General features: G+C 60.1%; 11 protein-coding genes and 2 pseudogenes. 10 read left to right on the forward strand and 3 right to left on the reverse strand.

Going from position 1 to position 16,200, the window contains the following annotated elements:
• Nucleotides 1-11 precede the first annotated feature (11 nt).
• From AB6809_RS22195 to AB6809_RS22210, 4 genes are all read left to right on the forward strand, one after another.
• Nucleotides 12-2,969 carry a lytic transglycosylase domain-containing protein gene (locus AB6809_RS22195; RefSeq protein WP_371027179.1) on the forward strand — a complete coding sequence of 986 codons (2,958 nt, stop codon included), beginning with the start codon at nucleotides 12-14 and terminating at the stop codon, nucleotides 2,967-2,969.
• Between the two features lie 460 nt (nucleotides 2,970-3,429).
• Nucleotides 3,430-3,681, forward strand: coding sequence for a PAAR domain-containing protein (locus AB6809_RS22200; RefSeq protein WP_035570526.1), 252 nt, complete (start codon nucleotides 3,430-3,432; stop codon nucleotides 3,679-3,681).
• A 137-nt stretch (nucleotides 3,682-3,818) separates the two neighbouring features.
• Nucleotides 3,819-4,268: a glutathione S-transferase N-terminal domain-containing protein gene (locus AB6809_RS22205; RefSeq protein WP_371027180.1), complete on the forward strand. Its 450-nt coding sequence runs from the start codon at nucleotides 3,819-3,821 to the stop codon at nucleotides 4,266-4,268.
• Nucleotides 4,265-4,459: a glutathione binding-like protein gene (locus AB6809_RS22210; RefSeq protein ID WP_371027181.1), complete on the forward strand. Its 195-nt coding sequence runs from the start codon at nucleotides 4,265-4,267 to the stop codon at nucleotides 4,457-4,459. The genes AB6809_RS22205 and AB6809_RS22210 overlap by 4 nt, the downstream gene beginning before the upstream one ends.
• Before the next feature lie 156 nt (nucleotides 4,460-4,615).
• Here the strand turns inward: AB6809_RS22210 and AB6809_RS22215 are convergent, their stop codons facing one another.
• On the reverse strand, nucleotides 4,616-4,927 hold the full coding sequence (locus AB6809_RS22215; RefSeq protein WP_029971016.1) for an H-NS histone family protein: 312 nt from the start codon (nucleotides 4,925-4,927) through the stop codon (nucleotides 4,616-4,618).
• A gap of 212 nt (nucleotides 4,928-5,139) precedes the next feature.
• Between AB6809_RS22215 and AB6809_RS22220 the strand changes: the two genes are divergently transcribed.
• The gene (locus tag AB6809_RS22220; RefSeq protein ID WP_371027182.1) at nucleotides 5,140-5,766 is read left to right on the forward strand and encodes a TetR/AcrR family transcriptional regulator; all 627 of its coding nucleotides are present in this window, start codon (nucleotides 5,140-5,142) and stop codon (nucleotides 5,764-5,766) included.
• A gap of 177 nt (nucleotides 5,767-5,943) precedes the next feature.
• Nucleotides 5,944-6,237, forward strand: coding sequence for a response regulator (locus tag AB6809_RS22225; RefSeq protein WP_370882120.1), 294 nt, complete (start codon nucleotides 5,944-5,946; stop codon nucleotides 6,235-6,237).
• Nucleotides 6,238-6,465: 228 nt separating this feature from the next.
• On the opposite strand, the gene AB6809_RS22230 is transcribed toward AB6809_RS22225, so the two are convergent.
• A complete protein-coding gene (locus AB6809_RS22230) occupies nucleotides 6,466-9,498 on the reverse strand; it encodes an autotransporter outer membrane beta-barrel domain-containing protein (RefSeq protein ID WP_371027183.1) in 3,033 nt (1,010 codons plus the stop codon).
• A 167-nt stretch (nucleotides 9,499-9,665) separates the two neighbouring features.
• Between AB6809_RS22230 and AB6809_RS22235 the strand changes: the two are divergent.
• The 3 genes and pseudogenes from AB6809_RS22235 to AB6809_RS22245 all read left to right on the forward strand — a co-directional run.
• A pseudogene (locus AB6809_RS22235) lies at nucleotides 9,666-9,902 on the forward strand (transposase); the annotation flags it as partial.
• A gap of 203 nt (nucleotides 9,903-10,105) precedes the next feature.
• Nucleotides 10,106-10,936: pseudogene (locus AB6809_RS22240) on the forward strand (IS5 family transposase).
• A gap of 636 nt (nucleotides 10,937-11,572) precedes the next feature.
• Entirely contained in the window at nucleotides 11,573-14,500 is a 2,928-nt protein-coding gene (locus tag AB6809_RS22245) for an EAL domain-containing protein (RefSeq protein WP_371027184.1), read from the forward strand.
• Between the two features lie 195 nt (nucleotides 14,501-14,695).
• Here the strand turns inward: AB6809_RS22245 and AB6809_RS22250 are convergent, their stop codons facing one another.
• Entirely contained in the window at nucleotides 14,696-15,115 is a 420-nt protein-coding gene (locus AB6809_RS22250) for a helix-turn-helix domain-containing protein (RefSeq protein WP_310034862.1), read from the reverse strand.
• 166 nt (nucleotides 15,116-15,281) lie between these two features.
• Here AB6809_RS22250 and AB6809_RS22255 point away from each other — a divergent pair, with 166 nt between their 5' ends.
• Nucleotides 15,282-16,154: an NmrA family NAD(P)-binding protein gene (locus AB6809_RS22255; RefSeq protein WP_371027185.1), complete on the forward strand. Its 873-nt coding sequence runs from the start codon at nucleotides 15,282-15,284 to the stop codon at nucleotides 16,152-16,154.
• Nucleotides 16,155-16,200 lie beyond the last annotated feature (46 nt).

Below are 16,200 nucleotides of genomic sequence, written 5' to 3' on the forward strand. Positions count from 1 at the left end.
AACTGAGTCCCATGAGCAATTCGCACAATGGCGCGCATCACGCCCATCCCGCGCACGCGCAGCAGGCCGCGGCGACTCCCGCCACGCCTGCCGCACCGCCCTACAAGGCGCTGAATTTCAGCTTTCCATTTGCACCTACGGGGAAAGACGACGCTGGCGACCCGATGACCTACATGAAGGCGCTCGGCAATGCGCAGAACGGCTTCTACCCGCTCGGCGCAAATGGCCTGTGGCACGGCGGCATACACTTCGACGGAAAAACCGGCAACGCACTGAAGCAGGACGTTGGCATCCGTGCGATTGCGGATGGCGAAGTGGTTGCGTACCGGCTCGATTCGAAATACCCCGAACTCGAATATCAGGACAAGCGCTCGGCGCTGTATTCGACGGGCTTCGTGTTAATCCGTCACAAGCTGCAGCTTCCGCCGCCGCAACCGAAACCGGATGCGGCCTCACCGAACGCCGCCAGTGCGCCGGGCGCATCCAGCACGCCCGCGGCCTCAGCTTCTGCGGCCAGCACGGCGAGCGCCCCAGCTGCAGCGAGCACTCCAGGCGCCCCTGCGCAGCCCCCGAAAGCTCCCGCCGCCGACACGCTGGTGTTTTTCAGCCTGTACATGCATCTGCTGGACTGGGTCGGATACCAGATCGCGATGGAAGCGGCGAAGGAGGCTCCCGTTGACCCGAAGGCGCCGCAAATCCAGCCGATGCCGTTCTGGGAGGGTGACCGGTATTACCGGGTCGGCGCGAAGGCAAAGGACAAACAGGAGGTACCGACGCCGAAGCCCCCTGCGTCCCCCGCGGCCCTGACACAACAGACAGGCAGCGAGGATAGCGATCCGATTGCAGCCCTCATCCGGAATGATTTCAAACTACCCTCGGCAGCCGCAGGCGACGCCAGTGATGCCAGCGATGGCACGCCACTGCCGCCGTCGCCCGTGTCGGGCATCCGTGTGCGCGATTCAGCAAACGGAAAGATTATCGGACTGCTGCCGACAGGCTCTGAACTGATTGTCTCCACGACGGAAAAGTCGGACAAGCCCGGTTGGGCGAAGATCGCGACGATCAGGAGCGGCACGCCGGTTGGGGCGGTAGCGGGTCAACCGGCGTCGCCACACGTGCCGTATGGCTGGGTGTATGTGAATGAACTGGATGTCGTGATCGAGCCGAAGCCGCTCGATCAGGTGGTGGTGCTCAAGACCCCGTTCGCCGTGACGGCGGGAACGGTGATCGGCTATCTTGGCCAGTATCAGGACTACAGCGATTCAAGCTCCCTGCCGCCGGGACGCACGCATCCCATGCTGCATCTGGAAACGTTTGCCGGACCGGACCTGCAGGACTTCATCAGCAGGAGCCGGGAACGGGCCAGGCAGTTGCCGGAGTCGAAAGCGTTCCTTGAAATTTCGCCGGGTGCACTGCTGGTGACGGATGTTCCCGAACCCGACCAGACGCTGACGCAGACTGGCCTGCATCTGGTGCCGCTCGCTGATGTGCAAGGCTCACGGTGGATCAAGGTGCAGCCGAAGATCGCTCCCCCAGCAACGCCAAGCACATCGGCTCAGGCCCCGCACGGTCATGCCGGCGGCCATCATGGGCACCATCCAGCGCCACCGCTCCAGAACACCGGAGCGCCGCTATGGGTCGATGCGAGCCTGGCGAACCAGACGACGACAGGGGTCGTCAAAGGCTGGAAAGACTTCCCTTTGAAGGTCGCGAACGCGAAGGGGCCGGGTGCGGATTTCCGTGACGTGTTCCGCCGTGTCGATCTCGACAGGCTTGGTGCACAGAACGTTGCGAAGGACGACAAAGGCCAGCGCTGGTGGAACATCACGATCGGCACGAAGGACGGCGCGACCTGCCAGGGATGGGTGTGTGAGAAGGACCATCCGCTTACCCGCATGTGTGGTCCGTGGGACTGGCCCGGTTTTGAGCTGATCGATCACAGCAGTATCAAGCCGGTCGACATGCTCAAGCGTTACCTGCATGTCACACAGCAATTAATCGAAGGCGAGGACAAGTCGGAATTCGAATCGAGCGCGTCGCTCGTGAACGGTGGTGAACTCATCACGAAGCTGGAAAAGGCAGTCGATACGAATCACGACGGCAAGGTAACGGCGCAGGAATTGAGTCAGGCCCAGCAGACGCCGTGGCTCGCTGAAGCGCTTTCGCATCTGGTAGTGCGTTGCGAGAGCGAATGGGGTGGCGGACCGGGCAAGTGGGAAACCCTATCGCCACTGATGAAGAAACTGCTTTGGCTCTGGAAAAGCGAGCTTGAGCGGATCAACAGGCTGCAATGGTGGGAACAGGTGTCAGGCGTTGAGGGCTTCCCGAAGGAGCCCACGCCGTGGCACTTCCATCCGATTGGACTGATTGGGAATTTCAATCATGCGACGAGCGGACTAGACGAGCTTATCAAGAAAATAGGCGACGCCATCTCCGGCGGCGAGGGTGGTTACGAATCGTACAATACGGGAACCAAGAACGTTCCGGGGGGAGGCGTTGGCCATTCATATATGCATCCTCCAGCAGGAACGGTTACCTCAAAAACAATCGATGAAATCTTGGCGACAGACCCACTCTCGGGTACTGATCCTAACCGGATGTTTGCGACAGGGAAATATCAAACAACTTTAAGCACACTTAGGTCTGGCAAGGCGGCTTTGGGGTTGACCGGGAGTGAAAAATACGATGCAGATATGCAAGAACGTTTCTTCAGGGAGTTTCTCTTCAAGAAGGCCGGTGGCGGCGTATTGGCTGATTTTGTAAAAAACGGGAAGGGAACTGTAAATCAGGCCCAGTATGCAGCGGCGCAGGAGTGGGCTTCGATCTCCGTCCCTCAAGGTCTTCCCATTCAAGACGGTAGAATATCGAACGGCCACATGTCGTATTACCAAGGCGCGGCCAACACGAATAACGACGGCTCTACTGGGAAATTGGTAGATGTCCTCAATCAGATCCAAGGGATGAGGTGATTGGCGTGAGGCTGAAACTGTCTTTTAGATGTTACGTTTGTGCGTTGCTGTTCATTTTTTCCGGTGGCGTGCTTGCAGAGTCGGGCGTTGACGGACTGAACGTTCCAGCCATCAAAACCGAGACACCCTACGGCAAGGTTCGTGAAATCATGTTGGAGCATGGATGGAGACCGTATCACGGTGCCAACGCCTTGCCTTGTGCTCCCGAAGACGAAAGATGCAAAGGGCGACCCGAGATGCAGGTGTGCTCGGACGTTGGGCTTGGCCAATGTTCCTGGTTATGGAAAAAGAACGGGAAGATCGTTGTTATAAAGACGCAAGATGATGACTTGTTTTATGGCGTCACCCGGTATTATGGCCGTTAACATGACGATTGGTATTCAGATCGTTAGTTAAGCGCAATAACACAGTTGGTCTGCTATCGATTCCTATAGTCGATGGTGTCTTAGCACATCACTTCATGATGAACCTTATTCGCGTTGAAGACGATACCGACCACGGCGGCAAAGTGCTGACCGGCTCCTCGACGATGCGTTACGACGGCCGCTTCGTCGCCCGCAAGGGTGATCGTGTTTCATGCCCGCGTCACCCTGACGTGTCGCCGAACGTGATCGAGGAAGGGGACGCCTCAATGACCGATGACGGCATCCCGATCGCGCGACACGGCCATCGTGCCACATGTGGCTGCCACCTTATTTCGAGCTTGACCTGACTGCGATTAATCGGGGACGTCCAGATCGACGACGATCAGCGCCCTCGTACGGAGTGGCACGTTGAATTGAAGGCCACTGTTCTTCGTTAAAGCAAACCATCGTGTTCGCGCTGTCATGGGCGACTGGGGGCGATCCTATGTCGGCAACTGAAGTGGTGAAACTATACGGAGCCGCATGGAGCGTGTACGTGCGGATCGCTCAGCTTCCTCCGGAAGAGAAGCAGGTCAGCTACGGCCTGGTTGAGGTAGACGTGTTCGCCAAGACTGGCGTTCCGCAGGAACATTTGAAGCGCCAGCCGTTCGGTCGTATTCCGGCATTCGAGCACGACGGCTTCCACCTTTACGAGACAAACGCGATCGTACGTTATATTGACGACGCTTTTCCGGGATGCAAGTTGCAGTCCACTGATCCAAAAGCTCGCGCCAAGGTAAATCAGATCGTTGGGATACTGGATGCTTATGCTACCGAACGCTCGTTTGGGACATCTACGTTGAACGCGTGGTTTCAGCTCGCGAAGGCCGGTTGGCCGACGAGCGGAAGATCGCCGCAGCGCTACCGCGTGCCGCTGTATGTCTATCCGAATTGAACCGGCTGTCTGACGACCGGGAGTTTCTCATCGGCGGCGGCGTGACCTTTGCAGATCTATACGCCGCGCCAATGTTCGCATGCTTCATGCAGGCATCTGACGCCGTTTCATTAACGGAAGGGCACGAAAAACTGATCTCCTGGTGGCAACGATTCGCCACCCGCGACAGCATCTCCCGGACGCAGCCGTGATCCGCCGCGTGAGGCACGCAACGGCCAGGAGCAGCCTTTCGCTGACATCCGTGGACGGCCATTCGACGGACCGCTCAACTTTGATAAGGGACATCGACCCAGCCGCAGCTTGGGCGACGTCAACCAGTCACTCGGCTAGCTTGAATGTGAACACATCTAGTCCGATTCCCCGGCGTCGGACTGCTTGACCAGAAAGTCGTTGTAGCTTCGGTTCCGGATCCACGACGGCGCGCGTCCACGGCCGCTCCAGGTTGCACCGGTGACGGGATCCTGATATCTCATCTGAAGCGGTTTGGTGTTGTAGGTGCCTCGCCGGTCAATGCGTAACTGATTAGGCACAAGGTTGAAGAAGTTCATGACCTGGCGGACGTGTTCGAGAGCAGCTCTCTGTTCCTGCTGCCAGGCTACAGATATCCGCTTATCGAGTTGTGCGAGTTGCTGCTTCAACATCTCTACCCTGCTACTCATGTGCTCGTTCCGTGATACATGATCAAGTTGGCGCATCGCTTCCAGTCTTTGCGGCGGATCCCTCGACGAGCTTCTCAGCCACCCCATTCAGCCCCGCATGGAGCTCTCAAAGGCAGAGTCCATGCATACGCTTTACATATCAAGTGAAATATGAAATGCGATCGTAATAATATCCAGTTGAATTCCAAATATCAACTGATATCCTTTGCGTCATGAAAACGGTGACCCCCCCCCGGCGGCAGAGCCGCGAAGAAAGTCAATCGCAGACCCGGGCACATTTGCTAGCTGCGGCGACGCGGCTGTTTGTCGAGCGAGGTTTCAGCGGTACGTCTCTCAGGGATATTGCGGCCGAGGCAGGCTATACGCAGGGTGCTTTCTATTCGAACTTTGCGAGCAAGGAAGAGCTGTTCGTGGAACTGATGCGCGAGCGGTCGAGGACGCAAGTAAGCGACATCGGCCGGACGCTGAGCGATCCGTCTGCGTCTGCGGACGACATATTGAGCGCGTTGGAGCTCTGGGCGAAGACACTTGACGCAGAGCCCGAATGGTCTGTGCTGGGCGTTGAATTCAAGCTTCAGGGACGCCGCAATCCCGCTTTTGCAACGGCCTCACAGGCGTTGCTGGACGCTCATCGTGATGGCCTTGCCTACTGTATCGGGCAGATTTTCGCCAGGTTGGAAAGAGTGCCGCCCGAATCGCCGACCATACTGGCTGCGGCCTTCATGGGTCTCTCGCAAGGCCTTGCGCTGCAGCGCTCGATGCTGGCCGAGGTGCCCATTGGACATATGATCATGGTGTTCTTGCGCAGCTTGTTAGCGGCAGCGCCCCCTGTGCGCTGATCTCCAGGGGTTGAGGACGATAGTGGCGCGGGGCGGCTCGGCGATGCCGCGCCCTCAAGCGATTGTTTCACTCCGTCGAGGTACAGGCAGAGACTTTTTCCAGTGGCGAAGCATTTCTGGACTCGCTGTCGTCGGCGATTTTGTTCCTGCCTGTGTGCGTGATTGCAGATTTTCCAGATGCCAGGGATAGACGGGTTGGAACTGCAGCGCCGCATGGTGCGGACTGGCGTGCCGATCATCTTCATTACCGGAAACGACGATCCCGCCGTTCGCGAGAAGGCTCTCGCGCAAGGTGCCGCCGGCTGTCTGACCAAACCATTGGACGGCGCTGTATTGATCAGCGCTGCGCAAATAACGCTAGGCTCCCCTAACTTGCAGGGCGACTTACCGGGCAACCGCTCAATGCCCGTTCGAAACTTGAACCGATCCTCCTTAGACCAGGATGGGCAACAGGAACAATGCTTGGCGTAGCCTGGCTTTCATTGCGTGGACGATCGTTCTGCTGGTTCCTCCGGCTTGGCCGCAGCCGATAGCGCTTGCGCAAACTGCAGGCGCTGCCCGAACCTGGAAAAGACCCGTCGCTGCCGCTCCTGTCCGACGGCGGGCGCATCTCCGTCGGGTTCATACCGTTCGCGCATACGCGTCCCGAAGGCGGCCGGCCACGGCCCCGCCCAGAACCATCTGGCGAAGAGAAGGCCGTTACCAGCTCAACCGGTACCCCACCTGTCCAAAGACGTTCCGTCGGTATTCTCCACCTATGCTGTGTTCGTATTTCACGTTCGCATACAGCTCTGACCTCTTGCCGAGCTCGCCCGTGAGCCCGATGCCGATGTCGTACCAGGTCTTGCCGAGCTGATTGTCGAGCGTGGTGCCGCCGACCGCGACATGCCCCGGTGAGAAGAAGTCATGCAGCACGTCTGCGGTGAAGTAAGGCGTCACGCTCGAGGTTCTGGTGTCATTGCCCAGATTGGCCGTGAACGCCCTGAACCCGACACGCCCGCGCAATCCGTTAGTCGTGCTGGAACTGACTGGCGAGACACCATCATTAAAACGGTTCAGGTGCATGTATTGATAGAGCAGTTGCGCCTGAGGCTCGATTGCCACCCCCGTCGACCCAAGCGCGAACGGCTTGCCGATCTCGCCGGAAACGCCCGCGCCAAAACCGTGCTGGCTTGCGCTTTCGCCGAAGATATCGCCGTAACGGTTCTGGTAGTGCGTCAGCTGTCCGACGCCATCGAAGTAGCTGCCGTCAGGCAGGTACCTCGTCCAGTAGCCTCCGATCGACTGCGCCTGAGTTTCAACGATGCCGGTCGACTCCCCCAGCCCGGCTATGCTTCGCGCACTGTCGCTGAAAGAAGCAGAGGTCGAGCCGAAGGTCAATGTCGCGCCAGCATGCGTGGTTCCACGGTTGGCAGCGCGCGAAAGCGTCCAGTCCTTGCCGAACTGTGCGAAGAACGTGCGCTCGTCCGCCGAGAAGCGGTGGCCGGCATCGGCATCAAGGTTCTGCCCGCCAATACGCCCCCACATGCCGTTGCTGTGCGCAGGCTGCACCGCCTGACTGCTCGCAACGTCGCCTACCCGTTCGTGCAGGCGCCCAAGAAGAGTGAAGCCGTAATCGGCATTGAGCAGCGGCGTAAGGGAATAGCCGACCACCGCCGGCCGATAGGCGACAGGTCCCGGTGCGGCAGGAGCGGTGCTGGCCGGCGGCGACGTTGCGGGGCCTGAGGAAGCGGGCGGTGTCGCGGGATCGCCGGCATCTGCAGGCGCGGTCGGCGCCACGAACTGCGAGCGCAGGTACCAGTCGCTCGTGTCGGTGGCCCCGCCCTGGAACAGCATGTATTGGTAGGCGCCTGCCTGGACCGGTCCCGCAAGATGGAAACTGTTCGCCGCCGACGTTCCGTTGACCTGAACGACCTGAATGCCGTCGCCAGTGGTCAGTGCGCCCGTGCCCGACTGGTTGACCTTGATCGCCGTCGTGCCACTGGCATTTCCCCCGACGACGAGCCGGTCCGACTGCGATGCTGCGCCGCCTTCGTTGAGTAACGTGTTAAGGACGACCTGTCCGTTCGTCCCGGTGTAGTTGCCACCGACGCTCAGCACATTGCCAATCCTCCCGGAGGCAGCCGCGAGATTGACGATGCCGGCATTAGTCAGCTCGCCGCCGATCCGGAACGTGCCGGTGTTGCCTGAGGCGAACGATGCGAGGGCGTTCGCGGCGGCCACGGTGCCGCTGTTGTTCACCGAACCGGACACGGTGCCGTAGCCGCCGAGCGATGCACCGGCAGCCACACTCGTCAGGCCTGCGCCGGCAGATGCACCGGCGTGAGTCTCATCGCCGACCGCGAGCGTGCCTGCCATAACGTTCGTGGCACCCGTATAGCTGTTCGCGGCCGTCAGGACAGTCGTGCCTGTGCCCACCTGATTGACCGAGCCGGTCCCGCTGACCACACCATCGAACCTGAACGAATCGCTGCGATCGAAGGCGAGCGTGCCGTCATTCGTCACGTCGCCGACGATGCTGCCGCTCGTTCCGCCGTTGCCAATTTGCAGTGTGCCTTGCTGGATTGACCACGGCGTGGCAGTCGTGCCCGTGCCAGTCAGAGCCCAGGTGCTCGCGCCGGTTTTCTCGAAGATATTGAAATTCTGGTATTGCGCGGTCGCGCCGATCGCTGAGATGTCGAAGACATCGTTTGCCGTGCCGCCAAGGCGCAGCGTATTACCCGTCGACGCAGCGTTTGCAACAACGTTGCCCACAATCAGGGATCCCGCCCGGAGCTCAAGCGTAGCCGTACCGGTGTTGCCAGTGGCGAACTGCAGCGCGTTAGCCTGGCTGCTACCGGCCCGGATGGTGCCACTGTTCATCAGGCTGATGTTCCCGCTGTTCGCCTGGATCGCGGCGGCCCCGTTTCCACCGGCGATGGTGCCAGTGTTGACGACGGGTAGCGCTCCAGTTCGGGTAATGAGCGCGACGGCTCCGACATTGGCGCCCGTCAGGTCGGTACCACCGCGAATCGTACCGTTGTTGATCAGCGTCGTAGCGGCGCCGAGTCCGCCCACGTCGACGGCAACTCCAGCTCCTGCGCCTGCGCCGTTGGCGTTCCCTCCCTGGATAGTGCCGTTGTTCGTCAGCGTGGCGCCGTTCCTGAGCTGCACTGCGCTTCCTGAAATTCCGCCAGCAAGCGCGTCGCCACCGGCGATCGTGCCGCTGTTGACGAACAAACCGCCAGTCAGCCCCGCGCCTATGCCTCCACGCCCGCCCGCCCCACTACTCGCGCCACCGACAATCGTCCCCGCCAGTGTCAGCGTTGCAGTGCTGCCCGACCATCGGGTGTTACCGCCGCCACTGGTGCCAGAGAGCGTGAAGCCCCGGGTATCGACCGTCAAGGCCTTGGCGGGCGCGGGCAGCGCGGTGTTCCCGACCTGAAAACTGCTCCCCAGCAAGATGGTCGAGCTCGCGTCTATGGACGCATTGGCCTGGCCGATTGCCGCGCGCAATTCCGCCTCGCTGTTAACGGTGATGTCGAGAGCCCACGCTTGCTGCGGAAGCGTGCCGCCGACTGCAAGCGCCAGGGTAGAGAGGGCAAACAACGCGCGCCCCGTCGAATGACAACTGACCCTGCAGTTCAGGGGGCCGCCGTTCTTGCAGGAACGACGCGCGGCGCTCGTTCTCGCTGTAGCAACCACCGCACTCCGAAGCTTCCTGAAGTCAATCTCTTGCGCCTGGTATTTCATTTTCGTTCTTCGAGGTGTCCAGTACCGCGCACACTACCAGAGGTACTTCGCAAGATCTTAAACAAATGTCAACTATGGCGTGTGTACGACAAATCCAACGGGGCAGAGAAAATTCCTTTGGAGTTAACGGGCACATCCTGATGGAGAACCGCTCGGGGCTGGTGGTCGGCGCAAGCGCAATCGACGGTCGCACTTCGCGGCATGCGGGCTACCGGATCAGCCAGATCATCCGCAAACGAATCGAAGAGCATTTCGGCTGGGATAAAACGGTCGGTCGGATCCGGCAGACGGTCTATCACGGTATCAAGCGCGTCGACCAGCACTTCAAGCTGACGATGGTTGCGAGCAATCTGACCCGCATGGCCCGAATGCCAGGGGTGGTGCCGCAAGGAGCGGCGCGATGAGCCGTCACGGCGTGAAGACTGCGCGCCAGCAGGGCTGCATACGTGCGCATGCCCCGCGCGGATCGCGCGGCACACCGGTAATTCAGCGGGAAATTGCACGCGCAAGTCTCCTGAACGTAGCTTCGGTCGTCATGACGGGGCGCTTTTCAGCAGCCTGCTAGAGGGTGTTAGGCACTTTTCGCCAGACCTGGTACCCTGGCGGAGTGACAGAACGCAAGCCATACGTCACAGATGTCTCGGATGAAGAGTGGAGCTTTGCGGCCCCCTATCTAACGTTGATGAATGAAGATGCGCCACAGCGGCGGTATGAACTGCGCGAGATGTTCAATGCGTTGGGCTGGATGGCGCGCGCGGGTGCGTCGTGGCGTATGTTGCCGACCAATTTTCCGCCATGGGAGTTGGTCTACCAGCAAATGCAACGCTGGTTGAACGCGGGCTGCTTCGAGGCAATGGTCAGTGATGTGCGACCCGTCATTCGGGTCACGCAGGAGCGTCCGGGTCAGCCCAGTGCGGTGATCCTGGATGGGCGCACCCTGCAGTCCACCTGCGAGCGCGGACCGCGCGCGGGTTACGACGGTCACAAGCGCAAGGGAGGCGGCAAAGTCCATACGGCTGTCGACACGTTAGGTCTGCTGCTGGCGGTGCACATCACGCCGGCCAACGAGCAGGAGCGCGCACAGGCAGCCGAGCTTGCACGTCAGGTTCAGCAGGCAACTGCTCAGGCGGTAAAGCTTGCATTCGTTGACCAGGGCTATACCGGTGACACAACCCGACAGGCTGCGCATGACGAAGGCATCGAACTGCAGATCATCAAACTGCCAGAGGCGAAGAAGGGCTTCGTGCTGCTGCCGCGCCGATGGATTGTCGAACGTAGTTTCGGCTGATTCAACCGGTTCCGACGACTGGCGCGAGACTACGAGCGCCTACCTGAAACGTTAGCAGGCCTGCACTTCGTTGTCTTCGCCATGCTCATGCTTGTACATGTTGCGCCGACTGTCCAAGTGCCTAACACCCTCTGGGCTCAAAAGCGATGACGACAGCCCGGGGCTGGCTGGGCCAGCGCGTGTCGCGGCAAAAGCGCACGGGAGCCCTTCGATGTTGCTTCACGTTTATCCACCGCGTCTTGGGTTCTTTGACCGAATGCGAGGTCCGCGTCGATGGTGCCTGTTGCGCTGCTAGTCGTGAAGGACAACGAGAGCGGAGCCCTTGCCGTGGCCGCGTAGCTGCCCCTCCCGGCTATCTATCGGGTCCGGCGCCGTTCCGGGCGCGGGATGGCGCCGAAAGAGCAGAACTCCAAGCCATCGCTGAGATGACGATGGCAGAATGGGAGGAACTGGTTCGCCACTCCGACACACGTGCAAAGTCTGACTACGGCCGCGTCGAGGAAGCCGAATCGCTTAACACATTGATTCGGACAGCGGAGTTGTGTAACGGCCAGATGTCCTTCGCACAGTTAGCCGCACCCGCCGCGGAAGTCATCGCGATTAGCGGGCTCCTCTGAGAGCTTGCCGCAGACCGCTGCCCACATGGAAATGATGTCGCCATAAAGGAAAACCCGCCAGTTGCCGTTAAGCGAGTGTCGGCAGGCAAATTCTAAACAGCTCCGACGACACCATAGAGATCGTTACTGGATGTGGAGGCATGCAAGACCAATATTGCATGGAGCGTCGATGAATATCGTTTCCGGGGACCATCGCGGCTTGACAGGAGTGAAGGACGACAATCCGACGACAGTTGCCGGAAGTCCAGTGATACACCTGACTGCGTCGACAGAGGCGACAGCATCGATCGATAACCTCCTTCGAGCGTCGGGCGACCTTCTTCGCGGAAGAGAATGGGCATGGTATCGCGCGGGACAAAAACTACATCTGGCGGCGCATGCCCGCGCTCACCGGGTATGGCCGGAAGTTCTGGCCAATAATAAACTCAACGAGTTTTGCGAGGCGGAAGCTCTGCATTGCTGGCCGGCAGGACCCAGCGACCGCGCTTTCGGATGGCTCCTTGCACCGCCTGCGCAGCCGCATGAGGAGGCCCTTGCCGCATTCGCGAATGCGCTGGGAGTGCAACTGCTTGCGGACGCGCTCGCGCGCGCGCAGAAGACGCAGCAGGTACTGTACGAAATCGCCTACATAGCCAGCACTGTCCGAGAGCGCTCGGCTTTCCTGCTCGCCGTGCACCGACAGCTCGCGACGATAATCGACGCGGAAAACTTCTATCTCGCGCTGTATGAACAGGCAAGCGGACGCATCACCTATCCGTATTACGTCGATGTTATCGACGTTGAGGCGCTCGAGCCGGAAAGCTACGACGTCGTCGACCCGGACCGCCTGTCATTGACGGGCCATGTGCTGACCAGTGGACAACCGTTGCTGATCGACGCTGCGGGCATTATCGAGGCTGAAAAGCAGGGACGTTTCTATTGCGTTGGCGACCGCCCGGAATTCTGGATGGGCGCCCCGCTAAAAAATGCATCGGATGAAGTATTCGGGATGCTTGCCATGCAGGTGTACGACGTGTCGCGCAGTTATAGCGCCGAAGACCGCGCGTTGTTCCTGGTAGTCGCGGGTCACGTTGCAATGGCATTGGACCGAATTCTTCATCGCGCCAATCTGGAAGAGACCGTCACCCGGCGAACATCCGAACTGTCAGAAGTCAACACTGCGTTGCGTCAGGAGGTGGCGGAGCGCAAACGCGCGGAACATTTGCAAGGTGCGCTTTTCAAAATCGCGGAACTGTCTAGCGCGCCGGGAGACATGGTCGGGTTTTTCCGCGATCTCCATGGCATCCTCGGAGAACTGCTCGACGCGCATAACTTCTACATCGCGCTTTACGATGAGAATACCGAAACGGTTTCGTTTCCTTACTACGCCGATGAACTCGTTCACCATCAGCCGGCCCCGCGACGTCGCAAACGAGGTTTCACGGAATACGTGATCTCGCTGCGTCGGCCGTGTCTACTGAATCGCGCCGATGCAGAGTGCCTCATTCGCGAAGGAAAAGTGGAACTTGACCACGATCAGCTCAATCTACGTTCCTGGCTCGGCATCCCGCTTTTCGAAGGCGGCAACGTGCGGGGCATGCTTGCAGTGCAAAGCTACTCCCCGGACGTTCACTACACGCCGCGCGATCAGGAACTGCTGACCTTTGTTTCACGTCACATCGACACCGCGTTATCACGACGCAGCGCCGCCGATGCACTACATGCTGCCAACGTCGAGCTGGAAGCACGCGTCCAGGAACGCACGCGGGAGCTCGACGAGGCAAACGCGCAACTGTGGCACGAGAACTTTCATGATGCACTAACCGGCCTGCCTAATCGCCGCTATTTGCTCGAGCGGCTTGGTGCGGAATGGACGAGGCACCGCGACGCCGGGCAGCAACTGGTAGTAATGTTCCTCGACCTCGATCGCTTCAAAGTCGTGAACGACAGTCTGGGTCACCATTTCGGCGATCAACTCCTGGTGTCGGCGGCCACGCGGCTGCGTGATTGTCTCGCGGATAAATGCATGCTTGCGCGCCTCGGCGGAGATGAATTCGCGATCCTCTCCGCCGAGGCTTCCGTCGAAGACGCGATCGAGCTCGCCGAGCGGATACTGTCAGCATTCGACGTGCCGTTTTCTATCGGCGATCACGTGGTTTTTTCGTCATGCAGTATCGGCATTGTGTCCGCTGACGATGACTTTCACGGCGAACCGGCGGACCTGCTGCGCGATGCCGATACGGCGATGTACCGGGCGAAAAACGGCGGGCGTGACAGTTACGTGGTGTTCAATCAGGAATTGCGACGCCAGGTTTCGGATCAGATGCAACAGGAAGGCAGCTTGCGCGCTGCGCTCAAAAAAGACGATGAACTCGTGCCTTTTTTTCAGCCGATCGTCTGTACCGCCACCGGCCGCTTGACTGCGCTCGAAGCCCTGATTCGCTGGCGCCAGCCAGACGGCCGCGTGCTCACCCCTGGAGAATTCCTGCCTGCGATGGAAGGACTCCGGGTAATGGGTCGGCTCGATCTATACATGCTCAATCGTATCGCAGTGATACTCGCCCAGCCGGGGCTCGCCGGCTGGCCGCCCGTACATGTGAACTGTTCGAGTTACAGCATGACTCGCGAGGATTTTGCGGACGATGTCTTCGCGCTCCTCCAGCAGCACGGAGTCGCGCCGTCGCGCATCTGCCTGGAATTAACAGAGGGCGCGCTGATTGCGGAGCCAGAGATAGCACGACGTACGATGCAGCGTTTGGCCGATAACGGCGTGTCCGTGGTACTGGACGATTTCGGGACGGGTTTTTCGTCGCTCAGCTATGTCCACGAGTATCGCTTTAGCGGCCTCAAGGTCGACAAGTCGTTCACCTTCGGCCTATCGTCGAATCCGCGCACGCGGGCTATTGTCCGCGCGATCGTGCGCATGGCGGAATCGCTTGACCTGCGTGTAGTCGCGGAAGGTGTCGAAGATGCGATGACGCTCGCTGCGCTGCGCGAAATCGGCGCCGGGCAAGCCCAAGGCTATTACATCGCTAAGCCTATGCCGCTCGCCGCGCTGGTGGAAGCCCTTGATTCGGGCAAGGCGACGCAATGGGTCGCGCCGTCAGAGAAAATGTGATGGCCTCTGCGGTATAACCGCGTCGGCGCCAACTCGCTTCCCCGCGCGCCTGCTACGCGTTCTCAATGCGGTTTTCGCCTCGGCGTCCCAAGTCGAGTACTAAACGAGAGATGTGTCCTTCCGCGCCATCTGCGAAGCCCAACATAAGCTGACCGCTTCAGGCTTTCACCATCACGCTCACATTAGGCCAGGCATCTAGCGCGGGACATCACCGGGTGCGTCGTCAAAGCGGACGCGCGCGGCATGGATCTCCGGATAACGACGATCGGCCCAATCGATGAGCGCCGCCATCGGTTCCAACAGGGATTGGCCTAGTGCGGCCAAACGATATTCGACGGTCGGCGGCCTCGTTGAAAAAACATGGCGAGTGACGAGTCCGTCGCGCTCGAGATCGCGCAGTGTCTGGGTCAGCATGCGCTTGGAAATGTCCGGGATGGCCCGGTGAAGCTCACTGAAGCGCTGCGATCGCGTCGCGAGTTCCATGACCATGAGCATGCTCCATTTGTCGCCGATGCGGTCGAGCACGTCGCGAACCGCGCAGTGTGCCGGCTGGGCGTCGGCCAATTGACGCTGATATCGGCTGAATCTGTCGATCGCACTCTGGGACGTGCTCATTCGGGTTCCCTTTGACTCTTCTGGTAACAAAAAACTGCCTCCTTACGGCGCGGGGCAGAGGTCTCTATGATAGACCTGCCCTCAGACAAAGACCGTTCCTCACTCCGGCGGACCTCTAGACCGGGCGTTTGGTGGAGTCGCAGGATACTAATTTCAGGAGAAGTACATGTTTCTGGTTATGGGAATCACGGGACGCGTAGGCGGCGCAACGGCGCAACATCTTTTGGCGCAAGGCAGGAAAGTCCGGGCGCTGGTCCGCAATCGCGAGAAGGCGGCGAATTGGGCGGATCAAGGTGTGGAACTGGTCGACGGCGACTGGAATGATGCGGCCGCCGTAGAGAGGGCGCTCGAAGGAGTCGAAGGTGCATTTGTCATGCTGCCGGCGGTCTGGGCACCGTCGCCGGATTTCAGGGAAGCAAAGAGCGTGATCGCGAACTATGTCGAAGCGCTGGCCAGGGCAGTGCCGCCGCGGGTGGTTGTGCTGTCGTCGATGGGTGCGAACAGAACCAGCGGGCTGGGAATGATCACGGCGCTGTCGCTTCTCGAGGAGGGACTGCGCCACCTGACATTGCCGATCGCCTATGTGCGAGCCGGCGGCTTCTTCGAAAACTTCCTTTACGGCTTGCACGTTGCCCAGGACGGCACGCTACCCGTCTACTACGACCCGACGAGCCGAAAGTCGACCATGGTCGCAACCGACGATATCGGCGCCGAGGTGGCAACGCTGCTGACCGGGCCAGCGTGGTCGGGGCATCGCGTCGTCGAGCTTGGCTCGATGGTCAGCGCGGATGAAGTCGCCGCCCAACTGGGCGAAGTCTTGCAGCGCGACGTCAAGGCCTTTGCCATCCCGCGGGCCGGGTGGGCGGCATCGTTCGAACAGTTCGGCATTCCGAAGGGCCACACCGGACCGGCCGAAGCGATGTTCGATGCGGTCAACGCGGGCTGGATGGACCTCGGCGTCGCGGGCACGGAGCACGTCGCGGGCACGACATCGCCTCGCGATGTCTTTGCGGCGGCCTACAAGGCCACCACGGCATGAACAAAGTAGTTCGTATCGGCTCGTCGACCAGGCGGCCACACTGGTC

It is taken from the genome of Paraburkholderia sp. RCC_158 (assembly GCF_041355255.1).
In the GTDB taxonomy this organism is placed as follows: Bacteria; Pseudomonadota; Gammaproteobacteria; order Burkholderiales; family Burkholderiaceae; genus Paraburkholderia; species Paraburkholderia graminis.